Source organism: Ostreibacterium oceani (genome assembly GCF_009362845.1).
In the GTDB taxonomy this organism is placed as follows: domain Bacteria; phylum Pseudomonadota; class Gammaproteobacteria; order Cardiobacteriales; family Ostreibacteriaceae; genus Ostreibacterium; species Ostreibacterium oceani.
In genome coordinates this window covers 92,988-112,678 of record NZ_WHNW01000004.1, presented here as the reverse complement: position 1 = coordinate 112,678, position 19,691 = coordinate 92,988, and the positions used below count along the sequence as shown (strand labels likewise).

19 protein-coding genes are annotated in these 19,691 nt (G+C 46.5%); 9 read left to right on the top strand and 10 right to left on the bottom strand.

What is annotated here, in order from left to right; genetic code table 11:
* Positions 1-13: 13 nt before the first annotated feature.
* Together GCU85_RS04870 and GCU85_RS04865 are read right to left on the bottom strand one after the other, a co-directional pair.
* Positions 14-1,477 carry an Rne/Rng family ribonuclease gene (locus tag GCU85_RS04870; protein ID WP_152809940.1) on the bottom strand — a complete coding sequence of 488 codons (1,464 nt, stop codon included), beginning with the start codon at positions 1,475-1,477 and terminating at the stop codon, positions 14-16.
* A 5-nt stretch (positions 1,478-1,482) separates the two neighbouring features.
* Positions 1,483-2,244 carry a Maf family protein gene (locus GCU85_RS04865; RefSeq protein WP_218110545.1) on the bottom strand — a complete coding sequence of 254 codons (762 nt, stop codon included), beginning with the start codon at positions 2,242-2,244 and terminating at the stop codon, positions 1,483-1,485.
* 100 nt (positions 2,245-2,344) lie between these two features.
* Here GCU85_RS04865 and GCU85_RS04860 point away from each other — a divergent pair, with 100 nt between their 5' ends.
* Positions 2,345-2,863, top strand: coding sequence for a DoxX family protein (locus GCU85_RS04860; protein ID WP_152809936.1), 519 nt, complete (start codon positions 2,345-2,347; stop codon positions 2,861-2,863).
* Positions 2,864-3,079: 216 nt separating this feature from the next.
* Here the strand turns inward: GCU85_RS04860 and GCU85_RS04855 are convergent, their stop codons facing one another.
* From GCU85_RS04855 to GCU85_RS04825, 7 genes are all read right to left on the bottom strand, one after another.
* Entirely contained in the window at positions 3,080-3,751 is a 672-nt protein-coding gene (locus GCU85_RS04855) for a SanA/YdcF family protein (protein ID WP_152809934.1), read from the bottom strand.
* A gap of 76 nt (positions 3,752-3,827) precedes the next feature.
* Entirely contained in the window at positions 3,828-5,015 is a 1,188-nt protein-coding gene (locus tag GCU85_RS04850; protein WP_152809932.1) for an amino acid aminotransferase, read from the bottom strand.
* A gap of 112 nt (positions 5,016-5,127) precedes the next feature.
* On the bottom strand, positions 5,128-5,679 hold the full coding sequence (locus GCU85_RS04845) for a copper resistance protein NlpE N-terminal domain-containing protein (RefSeq protein ID WP_152809930.1): 552 nt from the start codon (positions 5,677-5,679) through the stop codon (positions 5,128-5,130).
* Between the two features lie 331 nt (positions 5,680-6,010).
* Positions 6,011-6,859: an FKBP-type peptidyl-prolyl cis-trans isomerase gene (locus GCU85_RS04840; RefSeq protein WP_152809928.1), complete on the bottom strand. Its 849-nt coding sequence runs from the start codon at positions 6,857-6,859 to the stop codon at positions 6,011-6,013.
* Between the two features lie 151 nt (positions 6,860-7,010).
* Complete coding sequence (gene rseP, locus GCU85_RS04835; RefSeq protein ID WP_152809926.1) at positions 7,011-8,522, bottom strand: RIP metalloprotease RseP; 1,512 nt, start codon at positions 8,520-8,522, stop codon at positions 7,011-7,013.
* A 17-nt stretch (positions 8,523-8,539) separates the two neighbouring features.
* Positions 8,540-9,724: a 1-deoxy-D-xylulose-5-phosphate reductoisomerase gene (gene ispC / locus GCU85_RS04830; protein WP_407944973.1), complete on the bottom strand. Its 1,185-nt coding sequence runs from the start codon at positions 9,722-9,724 to the stop codon at positions 8,540-8,542.
* A gap of 84 nt (positions 9,725-9,808) precedes the next feature.
* Complete coding sequence (locus GCU85_RS04825; protein WP_152809924.1) at positions 9,809-10,279, bottom strand: hypothetical protein; 471 nt, start codon at positions 10,277-10,279, stop codon at positions 9,809-9,811.
* Positions 10,280-10,350: 71 nt separating this feature from the next.
* Here GCU85_RS04825 and mutS point away from each other — a divergent pair, with 71 nt between their 5' ends.
* The 4 genes from mutS (at position 10,351) to GCU85_RS04805 (ending at position 14,464) form a co-directional block, all read left to right on the top strand.
* Positions 10,351-12,999 (top strand): DNA mismatch repair protein MutS, encoded by a 2,649-nt coding sequence (gene mutS / locus GCU85_RS04820; RefSeq protein WP_235896228.1) that lies wholly within the window; start codon positions 10,351-10,353, stop codon positions 12,997-12,999.
* A 4-nt stretch (positions 13,000-13,003) separates the two neighbouring features.
* Positions 13,004-13,621, top strand: coding sequence for a trimeric intracellular cation channel family protein (locus GCU85_RS04815; protein ID WP_152809922.1), 618 nt, complete (start codon positions 13,004-13,006; stop codon positions 13,619-13,621).
* A 220-nt stretch (positions 13,622-13,841) separates the two neighbouring features.
* Positions 13,842-14,105: an AbrB/MazE/SpoVT family DNA-binding domain-containing protein gene (locus tag GCU85_RS04810; RefSeq protein WP_152809921.1), complete on the top strand. Its 264-nt coding sequence runs from the start codon at positions 13,842-13,844 to the stop codon at positions 14,103-14,105.
* Positions 14,102-14,464, top strand: coding sequence for a type II toxin-antitoxin system PemK/MazF family toxin (locus tag GCU85_RS04805; RefSeq protein WP_152809912.1), 363 nt, complete (start codon positions 14,102-14,104; stop codon positions 14,462-14,464). The genes GCU85_RS04810 and GCU85_RS04805 overlap by 4 nt, the downstream gene beginning before the upstream one ends.
* Positions 14,465-14,609: 145 nt before the next feature.
* On the opposite strand, the gene ubiM is transcribed toward GCU85_RS04805, so the two are convergent.
* Positions 14,610-15,971, bottom strand: coding sequence for a 5-demethoxyubiquinol-8 5-hydroxylase UbiM (gene ubiM / locus GCU85_RS04800; protein ID WP_235896227.1), 1,362 nt, complete (start codon positions 15,969-15,971; stop codon positions 14,610-14,612).
* A gap of 324 nt (positions 15,972-16,295) precedes the next feature.
* Between ubiM and GCU85_RS04795 the strand changes: the two genes are divergently transcribed.
* From GCU85_RS04795 to orn, 4 genes are all read left to right on the top strand, one after another.
* Positions 16,296-17,447 carry an LpxL/LpxP family acyltransferase gene (locus GCU85_RS04795; RefSeq protein ID WP_152809910.1) on the top strand — a complete coding sequence of 384 codons (1,152 nt, stop codon included), beginning with the start codon at positions 16,296-16,298 and terminating at the stop codon, positions 17,445-17,447.
* 43 nt (positions 17,448-17,490) lie between these two features.
* Entirely contained in the window at positions 17,491-18,114 is a 624-nt protein-coding gene (locus GCU85_RS04790; RefSeq protein WP_152809909.1) for an L-threonylcarbamoyladenylate synthase, read from the top strand.
* 121 nt (positions 18,115-18,235) lie between these two features.
* Positions 18,236-18,886: an NADPH-dependent FMN reductase gene (locus tag GCU85_RS04785; RefSeq protein ID WP_152809907.1), complete on the top strand. Its 651-nt coding sequence runs from the start codon at positions 18,236-18,238 to the stop codon at positions 18,884-18,886.
* Between the two features lie 113 nt (positions 18,887-18,999).
* Positions 19,000-19,572, top strand: a complete 573-nt coding sequence (orn, locus tag GCU85_RS04780; protein WP_152809905.1) for an oligoribonuclease — start codon at positions 19,000-19,002, stop codon at positions 19,570-19,572.
* Positions 19,573-19,691 lie beyond the last annotated feature (119 nt).

Here is a 19,691-nt window from a genome sequence, read left to right as displayed (position 1 = left end):
AATTAACCATTGGCTAATACACTGCAATATCGTATTGCTCACGCGCATAATATTCATCCACTTTCGTCGTAATCGGTATTTTTAATGTTTCCTCAACATCCGCTAAAATATCAGGGGCTTCTTCACTGAGATAATAATTGATTTCGTGCGCACAAATGATTTTAATCCGCTGGGGTTTAAATTGCACCGATTCACGAATCACTTCACGAATGACCTCATTAGCAACGGTTTCAATCGTTTTGACATAGCCGCGTCCATGACAAGCTGGGCACGTTTCGCACAAAATATGCCCCAAGCTCTCGCGGGTGCGCTTTCGTGTCATTTGCAGCAAACCGAGACTAGACATGGCTTCAATCGTGTAGCGGCTGTACCCTGCATCCATTGCCTCCACTAACGAATCAACGACCGCCTGTTGATGGACCGTATCTAACATATCAATAAAATCAATGATGATAATACCGCCTAGATTACGCAGCCGCAACTGTCTTGCGATACTTTTGGTGGCCTCTAAATTGGTTTTAAAGATAGTTTCGGCGTGGTTTTGTGCACCCACAAATTTACCCGTATTGACATCAATGGTCGTCATGGCTTCGGTTTGGTCTATCATGAGATGCCCACCCGATTTTAACGTCACCTTGCGCCGTAATGCTTTGTCAATTTCATCCTCAACGCTATATAAATCAAAAATCGGACGTTCAGCGCCGTAATAACTGACTAAGCCTAAATTATCAGGAAAGAAGTCCTGAATAAATTGATTCATTTCATTGACCCATGCCACAGAGTCGACCTGGATGCGAACGACCGATTCATCGACCAAATCGCGCAATACGCGTAAATGCATCGGCAATCCCGCATACAGCAAACTGCTGTCGGGCGCGCTTTGCGCTTTGTCTTGGATTTGTTGCCAAATTTTATGCAAATACTGAATATCAGAATGCAATGCCCATGCATCTGTTTTTTCAATTGCGGTACGTGCAATATACCCACCCTGCAACCCCATTGAAAATTTTTCGATGCAGGCCTTGATATGCTGACGCGTTGACTCATCTTCGATACGCGTAGAAACCCCAATATCGCTTGCATTAGGCAAAAACACGACGTATCGCGATGGGATTGAAATATCAGTCGATAACCGCGCACCTTTGTTGCCTAGCGGCTCTTTGAGTATTTGCACCAATAAAGTCTGGCCTTGATAAACAAAGTCTGTGATGCTTTGTTTATCCGCTAGGCTTTGACGTGACGCCACAATATTTTTGACATGCAAAAACGCATTTTTCTCCAGACCAATATCGACAAAAGCTGCATCCATACCAGGCAAAACGCGAACCACTTTGCCTTTATAAATATTCCCTACAATGCCCGCTGATGCTTGGCGCTCAATATAGACCTCTTGTAAAATACTATTTTCAAGTAGTGCTGCCCGCGTTTCATGCAACCCAGCATTGATCAATATCTCAGTTTGCTTTTGCCTTAGCATGTCGGTTAAGCCTCCGGGGGTAATGGCACGATAGGTAATGGCGCAATAGGCAATGTCGCTATACCGAGTTTTTGTAAATCTTGTGCCAACTCAAATAAAGGCAACCCCATCACCGCAGAATAGCTACCAACCAACTGCCGAATGAATTGCGCACCCAGTCCTTGAATTGCATAAGCACCTGCTTTATCCAATGGCTCCCCAGTCAACCAATAGCGTTTTATTTCCTCTTTAGTCAATGGCTTCATGGTCACCTGCGAAGTAACGACTCGTGACAACCTATTATCAGCCGTCACTAATGCATACGCAGAATGAATCTGATGCGTTTCACCCGACAAAGTCTCTAACATACGTTTTGCATCCTCATAATGCAACGGTTTGGTCAATAGTTTACCATCAATCTCCCCGCAAGTATCTGCGCCGATAACAATCGGCTGCGACTTCATCCTAACATCGGCATCCAACATGGCTAGCCCCGTTTGGGCTTTTTCAATCGCTAATCGCTGTGCATAGCAGGCAAACCGAGATAACCGTTCAGGTCTTTCAGACCCTGCCTGTGATAAACCTTCAGTCAAGCCTTCAGCCAAGCCTTCAGATAATCCGTCGGGTATCGCATTACCATTTGCCTCCCCAAATTTGCTTGATTGGTTAAGATGCGCTTCCCAACTTTCGTCGATTTCGGGGACAACAACTGAAAAATCCAAACCCAACTGCCCTAACAGGGTTTTTCGTCGTGGCGATGACGATGCCAAAATAATTTGTCGATGCACTTTAGAAACCATTTTTATTCAATATGCGTATAATAAGGCATATCCGAATACAATACGCATCATTTAACTTAATTATTAATAAACGACTAGGTGACATTTTATGAACCCCATACAAAACGGCTACAACAAACTCTTAAACTTTGGTGAAATGGCAACCAAACCTTTTCAATGTATTACGTTACTGATCATCCGATTATTTGTTGCCAGTGTTTTTTTGCGGGCTGGATTACAAAAATTACAGGATTTTAGCACCACCGTTTTTCTATTCGAATACGAATATAGCGTACCATTATTGTCACCTAAACTAGCTGCTATGCTAGGCACTACCGCTGAAATTGTCTTGCCGCTACTGATTATTTTTGGCATTTTGACGCGCTGGTCGGCGTTTGCTCTGTTTGTTTTTAACATCGTCGCCGTGCTTTCTTACAAAGCCCTGACTGCGGGCGAATTCGCCATGACAACGGTCTGGGGATTTATTCCAACGAGTATTGTATTCCCCACCAAAGGGTTTGAAGACCATGTGGTATGGGGTTTATTAATTTTGGTTATTATCGTGTTCGGCGCTGGTCGAGTTAGCATTGATCAGCTTTTACGAAAAAAACCCACTTATCATTACTAGAGACCTCAGCATCAATAAACAACGACAAATCAATAACCTCGTGTTTGGTTGGGCTAGCACCGTCAACTAAACACGCGTAATGGATTGCTGCAATCAATTACTGCAATCTATTCGCCGTATCGCTGCCAAGCATGGCGCTGGTAGCGATACCACTAGTAGCGATACGACTTAGTAGTGGGGCGACTAGCAGCGGTGACTAGCGGGGTGACTGGCAGTTCAACTGGCGGGGATTTCAATCGGCTCACCCAAAAACTTAGGCGACTGCCCCGTCCACAAGTCCCAAAACATTTTCATCCGTGCAAGCCGCTCGCGAACTTGTACCTTAAACCCATATTTAAGCGGCACATCCTTGGCATTAAAAGCAATAGCGTCAATGCCGTTATGTTCGGCAATATAAAGCGCTCGCGCCGAGTGAAAGGGCTGTGAGATAATCGTTAACTGCTGTTGCCCAAAGACTTTTTGGCTACGCACCACCGAATCTAAGGTACGAAAACCGGCATAATCCAAATAAATGTTCGACGCAGGGATTCCTGCCGCAATCAAATCCTGCTGAATCGATACGGGTTCGTTATAATAAACCGTACCATTATCGCCGCTCACCAACACGTAGTCTATTTTTTGCGCCTGATAGAGCGCCACAGTGGCATTGATACGGTGTTGGTAATAGGCGTTGACGCGGCCTGACGTGAGGTATTTGCTCGTCCCTAGCAGCAACCCCACCGAATGATGGGGAATGTCCTGCACCCTGTCGTATTGTTCTGGTTTGGCGCTGACCGTGACACGATAATCTAATAGTGCTGCCACTATAGCAATAACCAACACCAAAATAATAAACCGTAACAGCCAGCGCTGAACCCATTGACGCAGGTGGGTAACCTTACATTGCATGCGTTAATTCACCACGCTGACTATCGAGGCTTTCTATTTAATCAAAGAAACAAATCGCTAATTAAATAGAAATTTATCATTTAGTTACCTCTGCTAGCGCATCAGCAAATCGATTAATTTGCGCCTCATCACGCAGACCTGCGATATTAATTCGTCCGCCATTGACAATATAAATAGAATAATCATGGATTAATTTATCAGTTTGCGATTTATCCAAACTAAGCAGCGAAAACATACCGCGATGCCTAGCGATAAAATCCCATTTGGGCGTACCAGTAATGTCTCGCATTCTATCGGCCAATTGCTGACGCAAACTCAAGATACGATTGCGCATCTCCGTTAATTCATCTTCCCATTGTTCACGCAGTGTCGCATCATTCAGTATCATGCCAACAATCGCCCCACCATGATCGGGTGGCATCGAATAAGACACCCGCGCTGCAATAGCTAGCCGTCCTTTGACAACCGTTGCTGCTGCTGCATTTTTTGCCAACACCAATGCGCAACCAACGCGATCGCGGTACAAACCAAAGTTTTTAGAGCACGAACTCGTGACAATCATATCATCGACATGCTTGGCTAGTTGACGTATCCCGTATAGGTCAGCATCAAGACCGTCGCCAAAGCCTTGGTACGCCAAATCAATAAACGGCAAAAACCCACGCTGACTCGCTATCTCTGCCACGCGATCCCAAGCCGCAAAAGACAAGTCTGAGCCTGTTGGGTTATGACAGCAGCCATGCAATAAAACAATATCGCCTTGACCTAGCTCGTTTAATGCTGCCAGCATACGCGCTTCATCGACCATGCGCGTAGCCGGATCAAAATAGGGGTAATGCTTGACGGTAAACCCTGCTGCTTCAAAAATTGGACGATGATTCCCCCATGTTGGATCACTCATCCACACCGTGCTATCTGGCATTACCTCGTACAACATCTCTGCACAAACCCGCAATGCACCGCTGCCACCTGGCGTTTGCAACGCCTGAACGCGCGCATAATCAACGCTATCAGCGAAAACCAACGCTCGCATTGCGGCATTGAAATCAGCATCACCCGCAATACCCACGTAGGCTTTGGTCGCCTGGGTATCGTGCAATTGTTGTTCGGCAATAGAGACGGCACGCATAACCGGCGTTTCGCCCTCTGCATTTTTAAACACACCGACACCGACATCAATCTTTTGTGGGTTGGTATCTTGTCGATACATCTCAATCAATTGTAGGATAGGATCGCCTGGAACTGCGGACAATTGCTCAAACATAAAACCTCTTATTTATTTAGTTAGTTGTTTAGTTGTTTAGTTTTTGTTTAATAATCAGTTAGGTCAATTAGGCGTCCGATTTCAACCCCTAACGACCTTAATATGATTATGTTTATTTTCTTTCAAATCGATATGCATTCGCCGCATCACCATCATAAGGTTGACCCGCCGCGTTGAGTAATATCAAGCCGTTATTGTCTATTTGAAACTGTGAAGTCGTGCTCAATGCACTCATCCCAGCGTTAGGTGAGTCAGGTGAATTGGGTGATTTTTCTGTGTTTTCTCCCGCATTTTCGCCAGCTGACTCACTGTTCGATGGCATCAGTTGTACGCGATTATCTGCTTGCACCCATTGCCCAGACTGAAAAACAGCTTCGTCTTCAGCGCCTACTGTCGCTAACATCGCTTCATAAAAACCGTCACCTGACAAGACTAAGTCAACGCGGACACCTGGACAATCTGCACAGGGTAGCCGTGCATAATACGTTCCATCGACCCCTGAATTACCCGCTGCATTCCCCGCTGCTTTTTCCGCCGCCCCAGTTTCTGCTGTGTTTTTAGCGTTGGTGCTTGCATCATCTGTCGAGACACAACCTGACAACAGCATAAAAAACACAAGACCTGCGCGACTGAAACGGCGACACATCACACGAAAATCATTCATTCTATTTCTCCTCTCTCAACTGACCGTTAACCCTTTAGCCATCAACCCCTTTAGATATAAACCCCTTGGGCCATCAACCATTGTATAAATCGGCTCAAACAAGTTAATCCAAACAAGTTAATCCAAACAAATTGACTCAGGCACATCGGCACAAATTATTTCAGCACAACCCTTATTTTACCTAACCCAGTAACAAAGACAAGCAAGTTAAACCACCGACCTAACATTGGCACAAAATAAAAGCCCCCAATGCCTAAGCATCAGGGGCTTTTATTACGCTAATTGTCGGTAAAAGCGTGATTGCTGCTTATTTCGCTGTTTATTTCGCTGTTTATTTCGCTGCTTCTTTTACTGCCTCTTTGGTCGCGTCCATTGCGTCTTTGGCCGCTTCGGCTGTGGCATCTGCTGCACCCTTAGCAGCATCTGTAGCAGTTTCTACAGCAGCTTCTGTAACTGCTTTGGCTGCTTCGGCTGCTTCGGCTGCTGCATTGTCTGGTTTGACAATTTCAATCAGCTCAACTTCAAATTTTAACGCACGGCTAGGTCCGATATTCGCAGGACCTTGATCGCCATAGGCCAACTCAGGCGGAATAACCAACTCAAATTTACCGCCTTCTGACATCAATTGCAGTGCCTCTACCCAGCCTGGAATAACCGCATTGACAGGAAATTCAGCTGGCTCGCCTCGACTATACGAACTGTCGAATTCAGTCCCATCGGCAAATGTCCCTTTGTAATGAACGCGAACCGTATCTTCTGCGGTTGGCTTGTCGCCATTACCTTCACTAACGACAAGGTATTGTAGCCCAGAATCAGTCACAACAACGCCGTCTTTGGCTTGGTTTTCAGCGAGTAATGCGTCGGCTTCTGCTTTGTTTTTAGCTGCTGCTTCTGCGGCTTGCGTTTTTTGGTGTTCAATGGCTTTTTGAGAGAACGTTTGCATGACTTGATTCATCTCCTCGGCTGAAAGCTTAGGCGTCTCGCCTGCCAACGCATCAGAAATTGCCGCAAACAATGCGTCTTGGTTTAACTCTATTGGTCCATTAACGCTATTTTTCAGCGTTTCACCAATTTGCGTCCCTACCGCATAAGAAATTTTTTGGTCATCAGTGCTCAGCTCTGCAGCGTGAATATTAAGTGTCACCCCGACGGCGACGGCGGCTAATAGTATTTTTTTCATGGTCAAACTCCTAAAAATTGACGAATTAATTTAAACGTGGGGAGAATTATAACAACCCATATAAACAACATGTATCATGCCAGTTACATTTTGGTGCTTATTTTGGCGCTTTCTTTAGTGGCTTTTAAACCTGCTGACCTACAAAAGAAATTCAAGCAATTAAATACCGCCACAAATCCACGCTAATGACCAACAGCATAAAACTCAATAGCACCGCAAGCCCTATGCGCATCAAAACGCCGACCGTTTTCTCTGACAACGGTTTGCCTTTGACCATTTCAACCAAGCACATCACGATATGCCCACCGTCTAAGACGGGTATTGGTAATAAATTCATCACCGCCAATGTCAAGCTAATCGCCGCTAAAAAATTAAAATACACTTCGTAGCCTAATTTAATCGTTTTGCCTGAAAAATCTGCAATTGTAATTGGTCCACCCATATTTTCGATAGAGGCCTTGCCAGTGATCATGCGACCCAACGTTTTCAGCAGCAATGCGGCTTGATCATAGTTATAACGCACGGCTTGGGGTATCGCGGCTAACGCCCCGTATTGCTTAACGACTTGGTATTTTTCATAAGCCGATTCATCAAAAGCAGGGCTGACGCCTGCATAGCCCCAGTTGCTATTTTCTGGGTGTGTTTGTGGCGTTAGTGTCAGGTTTTTTTCTTCGTCCTTTCGAATAATACTGAGTGCCAACGCGCTATTTGGGTGACTTTTGACAACATCGACAAACTGCGTCCATTGGCTGATGGGTTGCCCATTGACGGCGACAATTTCATCGTTTACCACCAAACCCGCGTGGCTTGCCGCCGAGTTTTCCTGCACCACCCCGATGATAATGGGCGCATTTTTAATTGCATCAACGACTGCCCAATTAAACCCTAGCGCCTGAGTAATCTGTTGTTCGCTACCCTTAGGTAATTCTGCCATATTAATGGCCGCTTGCTTCACCCGACCACTGGTATCCTCAACGACAATATCCACCACCGCATTGCCTAGACCTTTTACCAAATAGATATTGGCATCGCCCACGGTGACAATGGTTTTGCCGTCAATAGCGACAATATTATCGCCGGCAGCAATCGGTGTATTGGCCATCACTGAATTGGGCTGGATTTCTCCTATTTGTGGCTTATCTCCCGCCACACCAATGACAAACAGCAGCCAAATGGCAAACACCGCAAATACCAAATTCACGGCAGGACCTGCCAGCGCAATCAGCAAACGCTTGTACGGCGGCAATGCAGAAAAACTGCCCCCCGCTGCCTGCGCTGCCTGTGTTGACTGCGCTGTCTGCGACACATCACAAGCAATATCGCTATAATCACTATAGTCGCTAGCGTCAATACTATCATTCCCCTGATGAGGGGTATGGCTGTCTTCACCCAGTTTTTCTAATTCGCTGACGTTTTCGCCGTACATCTTGACATAACCACCCAGCGGTATCCATGCCAAGCAATATTCGGTATTGTCGCGTTTTCCACGCCAACTAATAATCGGTTTACCAAAGCCGATTGAAAATTTCTCGATACGCACACCAAATCGCCGTGCCATCCAAAAATGCCCGTACTCATGGATGCTCACCAAAAACAAAATGGTCACAATAAAGCCAACAATGGCCACCAAAGGATTAGGCAGCGTGTTTATCCATTCAATCATATCAACCTGTTTTTTAATTAATTTAGTTTTTGTTTGATTAGTCGGTTGGCTTGCTGACGCGCCAACTGATCTTGCGCTAACACAGCATCAATACCATCAATCGTCAGTGTATCGCAAGTATCTAACGTTTGTTTCACAACGACATGAATATCACCAAAATCCACTTGATGATTGAGGTACGCCTCGACGACGACTTCATTAGCCGCCGTGAGTATCGTCGTGAGCGCGGCTTCGTTAGCGACTTCGATGGCTAACTGTAAACAGGGATATCGCTGGTAATCAACCGGCTCAAACGTTAACTGACATTGGGTTAAATCAATCGACGCCACGCCTGATTCGAGACGTGCAGGATAAGCCAAGGCATGCGCAATCGGTACGCGCATATCACTGTAGCCTAGCTGGGCAAGTGACGTGCCGTCTTTGTACTGTACCAACGAATGCACAATCGACTGCGGATGAATAATCACATCCAGCTGACTATCTGCCGCCGAAAATAAGAGTTTGGCTTCAATATACTCTAGCCCTTTGTTCATCATCGTCGCTGAATCGACCGAGACTTTTCGTCCCATAGACCAATTGGGGTGTTTGCAAGCTGCTTCAGGCAGCTGATGCGCCAGTGCATCTAGCGGTAACTCACGAAACGGACCGCCAGAACCGGTTAGTACTAGCTTGGCAACACCTGCTTGTGATAAGGTTTCTCGGCGCAAGCCTTGTGCGATGGGCAAACACTGAAAAAGCGCATTATGCTCGCTGTCTAAGGGCAAAATGGTCGCGTGGTTTTTGTCCGCCTCGGCAAGTAGTATTTCCCCTGTCATGACCAGTGATTCCTTGTTAGCCAGCAAAACCACCTTGCCAGCCTTGACCGCCACATGAATAGACGGCAACCCCGCACCGCCAACAATCCCCGCAACAACATGCGTCACCTCGCTCGCAGCAGCGACTTCACATAACGCCTCAGCACCGACTAATAATTGGGTGGGCAAATGGTGTGCGGCAAATTGCGCCACTAGCGATTTCACATCAGCCGTCTCACTGACCACCGCATATTGTGGCATAAATGCAATGCACTGCTGCAACAATAACGCCGTATTATTCCCCGCCGTAAGCGCAAACACCGTGAAATTATCGGGATGCTTTGCAATCACATCCAGTGCTTGCGTACCAATCGATCCCGTTGCGCCTAAAATGGTCACTGTTTTCACAGGCTCCGCTTTTACAGGCGCAGGCTTTTTTATTGGATTCATCGGCTGATTCATAGACTGATTTATAGACTGATTCATAGGCGGCTATTCTAACGGAAAACCCGTCAGTAAGCGATAGCGTAAATAGACCAAATAGCCATTAATCCCCAGCAGCATAATCGGTACCATATAAATCGGCAGTTGATACAAGTCAAACAGCACCGTAAACACCAAGACCGATAGATTGATTACCAACAACCCATAAACCCGAAAAAAATTCATCCAACCGATGATTTGGCGCTCAATCGCACGATAAAACTTGATCATCACGACCCAATGCACTGCGAGGTAGCCTGTGATGCACAACGCAACTAAAATCCCTGTGAGTGGCGCGGGCAATAGATAATCCGTTGCTGTGACTGAATAAGTGCTTTTAATAATAGCAATCAGCGCAATCGTATAGCTAGCAATAGAGGCAGGTAATAAAATTAACGCCATCAACATCAGTAGGGTAATGCGGTATTCACGGTCGCGTTCAGGTATGACTGGTTTAACCGCGTCTTCATCGTCTCTCATTGGGATATTTTAACGAAAAATAGAAGAAAATACTGCATAAATTTGCTAGTCTATACGCTTTTCACCAACCGATGGTTACACAACAACCGACAATGAACGCAAAACAACCCCCTACCAACCATCACGAGCATACACCCATGATGCAGCAATACTTGCGTATCAAGGCCGAATTTGATGACATGCTTGTCTTTTATCGAATGGGTGACTTTTATGAGATGTTCTTTGATGATGCCATTCGCGGCCACGAATTGCTGGGTATTAGCCTAACCTATCGTGGAAAAAGCGCGGGTGAACGCATCCCGATGGCAGGCGTACCCTTTCACAGCGTCGATCAATACCTTGCCAAACTCATTGGCAAAGGCCAATCGGTCGCCATTTGCGAACAAGTCGGCGATCCAAATACCAGCAAAGGCCCTGTCGAACGCAAAGTAACCCGTATTATTACGCCTGGCACCATTAGCGATGAAAACTTGCTAGATGCTACCCGCGACAATGTGTTGGCGTGTGTGTTTAACCTCCACCAGCCTGTTATTGCATACACCGAACTTGGCGCCGCTTCCTGCCACGTGATTACGCTAAACGACATTGCCGAATTAGAAAACGAACTCGCCAGAATCACGCCCGCTGAATTACTTTATTGCGAAACAGAATGGGCGACGAGTTTTGCTAGCTACCAAACGACCAAACTCCCCGAATGGCACTTTAATCGCACAACAGCAACACAACAATTATGCGACTTTTATCAACTGCGCCACCTAGAACAACTAGAGCTCAGCGACCATGAGACCGTTGCCACGGGTGTATTGGTTTACTACCTACAAAACACCCACCGTCAAACCAAACCCCAACTCGATTTACCCAAAAAAACGCCCCACCGTGATTATGTGGTGTTAGACGCTATTACACGGCGAAATTTGGAGCTCACCCACAATCACGCAGGTAACAAAGCTTTTTCATTATTGGGTGTCTTGGACAAATGCGCAACCGCAATGGGCAGCCGTTTGCTTAACCGCTGGATTTCGCAGCCACTGATTAGCAATACGCAATTAAACCAGCGCTATGACAGCATCGATATACTGCAAACCGCCATTGATAACGACCAGCTAAAACAACAATTAAAAGGCATCGCCGATATCGAACGCATTGCCGCGCGTATCGGGCTAGGCACTGTTCGCCCCAAAGATTTAGCGTCGCTACGGGACAGCCTACAACAACTACCCGAATTAACGCAAACCCTCACGTCGGCAAACAGCACGCTGATGAATGCAGCAAAGCAACAACTAGGCGCATTCGATGACATGGCAGCCCTCCTTGCGCGCGCGATTTACCCAGAGCCTGCGCCACACACCCGCGAAGGCGGTGTGATTAACACAGGCTACGATGCCACCTTGGACGAATTACGCACCTTGTCTTCGACCGCCAACCAGTTTTTATTAGACTATGAGACCCAAGAAAAAACCCGCACTGGTAACCCCAATCTAAAAGTCGGCTACAACCGCGTGCACGGTTATTACATCGAAATCAGCAAAGCCAGTGGCACTGAAATCCCTGCCGAATACACGCGCCGACAAACGCTAAAAAATGCAGAACGCTACATTACCGAGACGCTAAAAAGTTTCGAGGACAACGTATTATCCGCTGCAGACAAGGCCATCTCGTTAGAAAAAACCTTATACGAACGCCTCGTCATGGATTTGCAACAACAAACCCAAGGACTCAGAGCGCTTGCCAACGCCATCGCCAGCATTGATTCCCTCAGCAATTTAGCAGAACGCGCCCAGACGCTAGCCTATCGCCGCCCTCAATTAAGCGATAACACGGGCATCCATATCAAAAATGGGCGGCATCCTGTTGTCGAGGCCTATACAACCACACCATTTATCCCCAACGATACCCATTTGGATGGTCAGCAAAGCTTGGCGATTATCACAGGGCCAAACATGGGCGGTAAATCAACGTATATGCGGCAAACGGCCTTAATTTGCCTCATGGCACGCATCGGTAGCTTTGTCCCCGCCGATACGGCCGATATTGGTCATATCGATCGTATTTTCACCCGTATTGGCGCCAGCGATGACGTTAGCGCTGGCAAATCCACGTTTATGGTTGAAATGACCGAAACCGCAACCATCCTAAACCATGCAACACCTCACTCGCTGGTGTTGATGGACGAAGTAGGACGCGGCACTTCAACCTATGACGGACTATCGCTTGCGATGGCCAGCGCCAAGTATTTAGCGACGCACAACCAATCCCTCACCCTATTTGCCACGCATTATTTCGAAATGACCGCGCTCACCGAGACGCACCCTACGCTATTTAATCTGCATTTGGATGCCGTTGACAGTGGCGGGGATATCGTTTTCCTACACCACGTCAAGCCTGGCGCCGCGAGTAAGAGTTACGGGCTACATGTGGCCAAAATCGCAGGTGTCGCGCCCGCTGTCATCGACGAAGCGCAGCAATTGCTCGCCCAATTTAGCCAAAGCGACAAAAACAACACCAGTGACAGCCAATCCAACCCACCCGGACAACCGCACGGACAACCACGCAAAAAAACACCCAAGCAAACACCCAGCGCACAAATGACACTTTTTAATGTCAATTTACCCCCTGAATATGAAGCGATAAAAAACACGCTTGATGGCATCGAAATCGAAAACACCACCCCGTTGCAAGCATTACAACTGTTGCAATCGCTAAAAAAATTATCACAATAACCTCATGACTATCGAAACCCTTATTACCTCACTCGATTTAATCGGGATTGCCGCTTGCGCCACAGCGGGTTCAATTTTGGCGATTCGCAAAGGCCTGGATGTTTTTGGGGTGCTACTTATCGCCACAGTTGCCTCTGTCGGTGGTGGCACAGTCAGAGATTTACTCCTCAATAACCACCCCATTTTTTGGCTGGTTAACCCCACTTACCTGATTGTTATTTTCGTCTGCGCGCTACTCACACTGATTTTTTATCGCCAAATCATCAAAATTGAGCGACCGTTGCGTGTATTTGACGCTATTGGTTTGTCGGCATTTACGGTGATTGGCGTAGAAGTCGCTTTGCTCAATCAATTCACCCCATTTATTGCGGTCATTATGGGCGTTACCACCGCATCTTTTGGCGGCATCATGCGTGATATTATCTGCAATGAAATACCGCTGGTTTTACACAAAGAAATCTACATCACCGCCAGTTTAATTGGTGCGGGCATCTTGCTCATCCTACTTCATCTCAATATCGCCCGTGAAATCGCTTATCCCATCACGTTATCTACCATTTTTGGCATCAGAATGACGGCGGTTTATCATAATTGGGGCTTGCCGAGATTCAACAAAAAATAGGGCTACCAGCCGACATCAGCCGACATCAGCCGACATCAGCAATCATCAGTAATCATCAGCAATCACCAACTGTTTGCCAGCTATCGCCAAAAATGGCGGTTGGGTTGGCAATAATCTGATGGGGTAAGTTACTTGATAAAGGGGAGATCAGGCGCCAATATTTGCTATATAGTATATACATGTGTATACTATATTTATTAGTGACTATTGAGTAATAGAAATGCAAATCACAGGCAAAATAACCAAGTGGGGCAACGGACTGGGTCTAAGAATTAATCAGGAAATCGCCAAAGGGCTGGGAATTAATTATGGCTGTGAGGTCACATTGTCATTAGATGAAGAGAATCACGTATTAACAGTTAGTGCTGTTAATAGAAAAAATAAATGGCCATTTAAAGAAGCTGACTTAATCAAAGGCATAACAGTCGATAACTCTCATGCTGATTTACTGACCAATCCCGCAGGCAAAGAGATTGATGAATGACATACTTGCCCGATAGAAACGATATTGTCTGGCTTGATTTTGAACCGACTAAAGGTAAAGAGATTGGTAAATATCGTCCAGCACTTATATTGTCTAGCAAAGCATATAGCAAAGCTTGTGGCTTGCTTATCTGTTGCCCAATTAGCACTAGCATTCGACATACTCAAACCGAAGTATTGATTACTGGTTTAGATCAACCATCGGTTGTTGCCAGCAATTTAATCCAGACATTGGACTACCGACATAGAAAAATTAAATTTATCGCCAAAGCGGAACCCGGCGTCTTTGAAAGCGTATTGACTAGACTTATTCCCCTTATTACAGGAGACGAATATCTAGCAAATTTGACAGAAGCTTGACCGAGGTGAATTAGCCAAGGGTACGCATTGGTGGTTTAACACGGCATAGGTTAGTGTATTCATTGGGGGTGATTGTTCGGTATCCAAGAGACGCTAACACAAGGCATCGTCTATACGCACTCACTTTACGCACTCACTTTACCCACTACCCAGTCAATTGCTTGCTGACTATTTTTTTAAACGGCAACAATACATTACCTGCGCGAATCGCGAATTTACGCACGATTTTTGCAGGCGGGGTCTCAGTGGTGAATAATTTCACAATAACATTGGTTGCCAAATAAAGCGGCAGTGTATGACGGCGATGCTTGCGATCATACTCGCGCAATAATTCAGGGTTTGCAATATCTTTGCCGTCGCGATTGGCAGCCAAAATCAATTCAGCTAACAGAGATTGGCTTTGCAGTCCTAAATTAAATCCATGCGCCGTCACGGGATGCATTCCCACCGCCGCGTCACCGATTAACGCATACCGCTGGCTATAAAATCGATTGGCATGCACGCCAACCAGCGGATAACTATGGCGCTCACCAATCAAATGCATATCGCCCAGCTTTGCATCCAATTGCTTAATCACTAATCGCCGTAACGCGTCGGGCGACACATCCAGTATCTCATGCGCGCTAGCACTATCAATGGTAATCACAATCGAGGAGAGCTTTTCAGTCAGGGGTAAAATCGCCAGCGTCTGTCCGTAATAAAAGCATTCGGTCGCGGTGCTTTCATTACTCAGGGTATGCTGCATACGAAAAACAACCACCGTGCGACCAAAATCCTGCATTTGGGTGCTAATCCCCATCTGTCGACGGCTTGCCGAAAATCGACTATCGGCGGCAACCACCAATCGCGCACGAACCGTATCGCCGTTGGCTAGCGTCACGGTCGCCATCTCACGATTACTTGTAACCGAATGAACACGCGTGGCCGTTTTAAACGTGAGATTGGGTTGATTTTTACACTGCGCATAAAGCGCGCGGCGTATATTGTGATTAGAGATTAAATAACCCAACGTGTCTGTGGCTTGCCCCAATGCCTTGTCTGGTGTTGGAAAATGCAACGTATAAGGCGAATCGCCGTCAATGACTTTGGCTTGGCGTAGGTAGTATTTATCCGCGGCGGGTAGATAATCCCACGCCCCTAATGCTTGTAGCGTTTGCTGAGAGACGTGTGTCAAGGCAATCTCGCGCCCATCGGGTGGTGGGTTGGCTAGCGTCTCTTGGTCATGTTGCTCGACCAACGTAATGGATAACCCACTGTCGGCCAACGACTTGCAAAAACTCAATCCAGCAGGCCCTGCACCAATAACGACTATATCGGCGATGTCGGCAATATCTGGAGTGTCCGCATTTTGCTCGCTATTTCGCTCGCTATCTCGTGCGCTTCCCTGATGAAAATCGCCCACTGCCCCCGCTACTGCGCCCACTTCTGCATCCTCTGCTGTATCCCCTGTTGCTTGCAAGTTATCGCTTGGCAATACCTCAGTCATTTTCTCGCTATCACTTGTCATCTTGCACCCCAGCCCGCTGCTTTGTTGTTTTAATTTCAACTATGGTCAATTATAGCGCGTTCAACGCATTTTGTCGGCTGTTTTTAGGTGAATTGTTTATAATGTTTTAACGTCGCCAATGCCAGATCCCGCCTAACTTATAGAATTTTATCGGGCTGTTTACAGTGTTTTTTTGAGAGCATACTGCAATGAAGGTTCATGCAAATCCCAAGGTTGATCTGGCTTTGTAGTTTGAATCGCTTTACACGTTAAAAGGACTCTGTTTTTTGTTGAATAGTTCAACCCGCAACCAAGCACTTTATCAATTGACATTATTACGGTAAGATGGCACACGCTAACACGACGCATTTGCATCAAAAAATAACCAAAAAAACGCAAAACAATCATGACCTAAAAGACCAACTAACCACCGACCAACCACCGACCAACCACCGACCAACTACCCAAATACCTATGCCAGAGAATACCCCGCCATTTGACCGCAAACTCCTGCACCCAAAACATTGGGGTAGTTGGTTAGCGGTTGGTATTTTATGGTTACTGGTCCGTGTATTACCCTATCACGGTTTAATGGCCATAGGCAGCGGGCTCGGTCGCCTAATGAAAATCACCATGCCCTATCGTATGCTGGTCGTCAAAACCAATCTTGAACACTGTTTTTCACAATCGTCACTCAATACCACTGATTTATTCAATCAGCATGTAGATGCCCTAGGCAAAGGTATATTTGAAATGGCGATGGGCTGGTTTTTGCCTGCTGAGCGCTTTGCCCATAAGATTCATTTTGTCGATGATTATCATGTCAGCAATGCGCTCAAAGAAAACCGAGGCGTGTTACTACTCGGCATGCATACCACCCATATTGATTTTGGTGCGCCTATGGTCACGCTAAAATTCCCCACGTATTTTATGTACCGCAAGATGAAAAATCCCGTGCTGGATTACATCGTTTCACGGCGGCGAATATTACATAGCCAAGGCGCGATTGAACAAAGCAATATGCGCGCATTAATCACCCAGCTACAAGCAGGCCAATGCGTCTGGTACGCAGCCGACCAAGACTTTGGCAGTCGCGCACCCGCCGTGTTTGCGCCGTTTTTTGGGGTCGATGCTTACACACTGCCGTTATATGCCAAAATCGCACGCAAAACCAACGCCGCCGTCATCCCTGTCGCTGGTTTTCGTAACGCGCAAACTGGTCAATATGAAATCCGTTTTTTGCCAGAAATCCCTACTGACAAACTCATTGATGAGGCTGTCGCCGCCAACGCCATGAACCAAGCGATTGAAACCTTACTGACTGGCTTTGAGGCCCAATATTACTGGGTACACCGCCGTTTTAAAACACGACCTACTGGCGAATCAGCATTTTACCCACGCAAACCCAGCCATATCAGAGGCGACAAAAAAGCCCTAAAAGCCCAGCACGCTGAACAAAAAAAGGCAAAAAAGGAAAAAAATCAGCCAAAAAGCTAGATCAATAACCACCACAACCAATTACACCACACCCAATCACACCATGACAAGCTCGCCTAATCAAAAAGACAAACAAACAACAAATCAAACCTCGACACAAATAGCGACACAGATAGCGACACAGATAAACGACGCCGTTACTATTATCAGGCAAGCTGGCGTTATTTGCTATCCCACTGAGGGTGTATGGGGATTAGGCTGCGACCCCCAATCACCCAGCGCCATTCAAAAACTCCTACAAGCCAAATCCCGACCCGCCGACAAAGGGCTTATTTTGGTCGCCAGTCAATTCTCACAAATCGAACCCTATATCACGATTAATGCGGTACAACGCAGCCAACTAGACGACCTTTGGCCAGGATTTGTCACCTGTTTACTGCCCAAATCTAGCAACTGCCCTGCATTAGTAACTGGCAACCATGAGACGATTGCCATCCGCATCAGTGAGCACCCAATTATCGTGGCCTTATGCGACGCGCTCAACGCACCGCTCATCTCGACCAGCGCTAATATCAGTGGCAAGCCACCTGTGGCTAACCTTAACGAAGCCAAGCAAGTTTTTGCGCAGTGGGTTGAATATTTTATCGATGCGCCGCTAGGCGGTCACGCCAAACCTAGCCAAATTGTCGATTTGACAAAAAACACACCCGTCATTTTGCGCCAATAACACCATCAACACCGCATCAATACGTTATCAATACCGTATCAATACGCCACGGCGAACGCGCATTGTCTAACTGAGGGCACGTGATATAATGGTGCCCAATTTTAGCAACCCCTGAGCATCCATGACATCGGTAACGACAACGGAAACAACGACAACGGAAACAACGACAACGGAAACAACGACAACCGTTGTCGCCTTTGCTGCGAGCACCAGCACGACCTCCATTAACAAACAGCTTGTGACTTTTGCTGCCAACCAACTTACGTCTGTTAGCGAAAAAGCTGTTAGTGCAAAAGTTTTAGACCTCAATGACTATCTTTGTCCACTATTTAGCGAAGATATGGAAAAGGCCATCGGCAAAGCCGAATCTGCCGAAGCCTTTCTCACAGAACTCCAAGCCGCCGATGGCTTTATCATTTCGTTAGCCGAACACAATGGCAACTTTGCGGCTGCTTTTAAAAACCTCTACGACTGGACATCGCGGCTGGAGCGCAAAATGTTTGGCGACAAACCCATGCTATTACTGAGTACCTCACCTGGACAATTTGGCGGGGCTTCTGTCATGCAAATTGCTCAGGCAGGATTCCCTCGCATGGGCGCAAATATTATTAGCCAATTTTCGTTGCCCCGTTTTCACGAGGCTTTCGTCGATGGTACAATAACCGATAAGACACAGTACAACGACTTTTTAGCCGCACTACACGCCTTTCAAGCCACCTTTAAAGCCACTTTTCAAGCCACCGCCCGACACAATACCGACACGAAACAATAAATAACCACTAGCCTCAGCATTACAACAAGCGATATGCCATTCTTACCTAACAAACAAGCACATTGATTGGAACAATCGCTAAGCCACCTAAAAAGCACCCAAAGGAATTTTACATGACCGATAACAATAAATCTCGCAACAACCTAATCTGGATTGACTTAGAAATGACAGGGCTCTGTCAAAAAACCGATGAGATTATCGAGATTGCAACGGTTATTACCGATTCACATTTACAGGTGCTCGCCGAAGGCCCAGTAATCGCGATCCACCAGCCTCAAGACGTGCTGGCGCAAATGGATGACTGGAATCAACGTCAGCACCGCCAGTCAGGGCTTTATACTCGCGTACAAAATGCAACCGCAACCCTACGTGAGGCAGAGCTAGAAACGCTGGCATTCATTAGTCAGTACGTTCCCAAAGGCGCATCGCCGATGGCAGGCAACAGCATTTGCCAAGACAGACGGTTTCTCGCGCGCCAAATGCCCGAATTAGAAGCGTGGTTTCATTATCGCAATCTAGACGTTAGCACACTCAAAGAACTCGCGCGCCGTTGGTATCCTAACGCAGCAAAAAGTTACCAAAAAAACAGCAACCACCTCGCCCTAGACGATGTTTATGATTCGATTGATGAGTTAAAACACTACCGCGAAACGATTATGGTTTCAGCCCAACCTGCTGAGATTTAACTTACTGAGATTTAACTTACTAAAATCTAGGCCACCAAAACTTAACCCACTGAAATTTTAGCGACTACATCTAAACCAACGACGGGCATTCGTTAATTAGCACCATTCGTTAATTAACA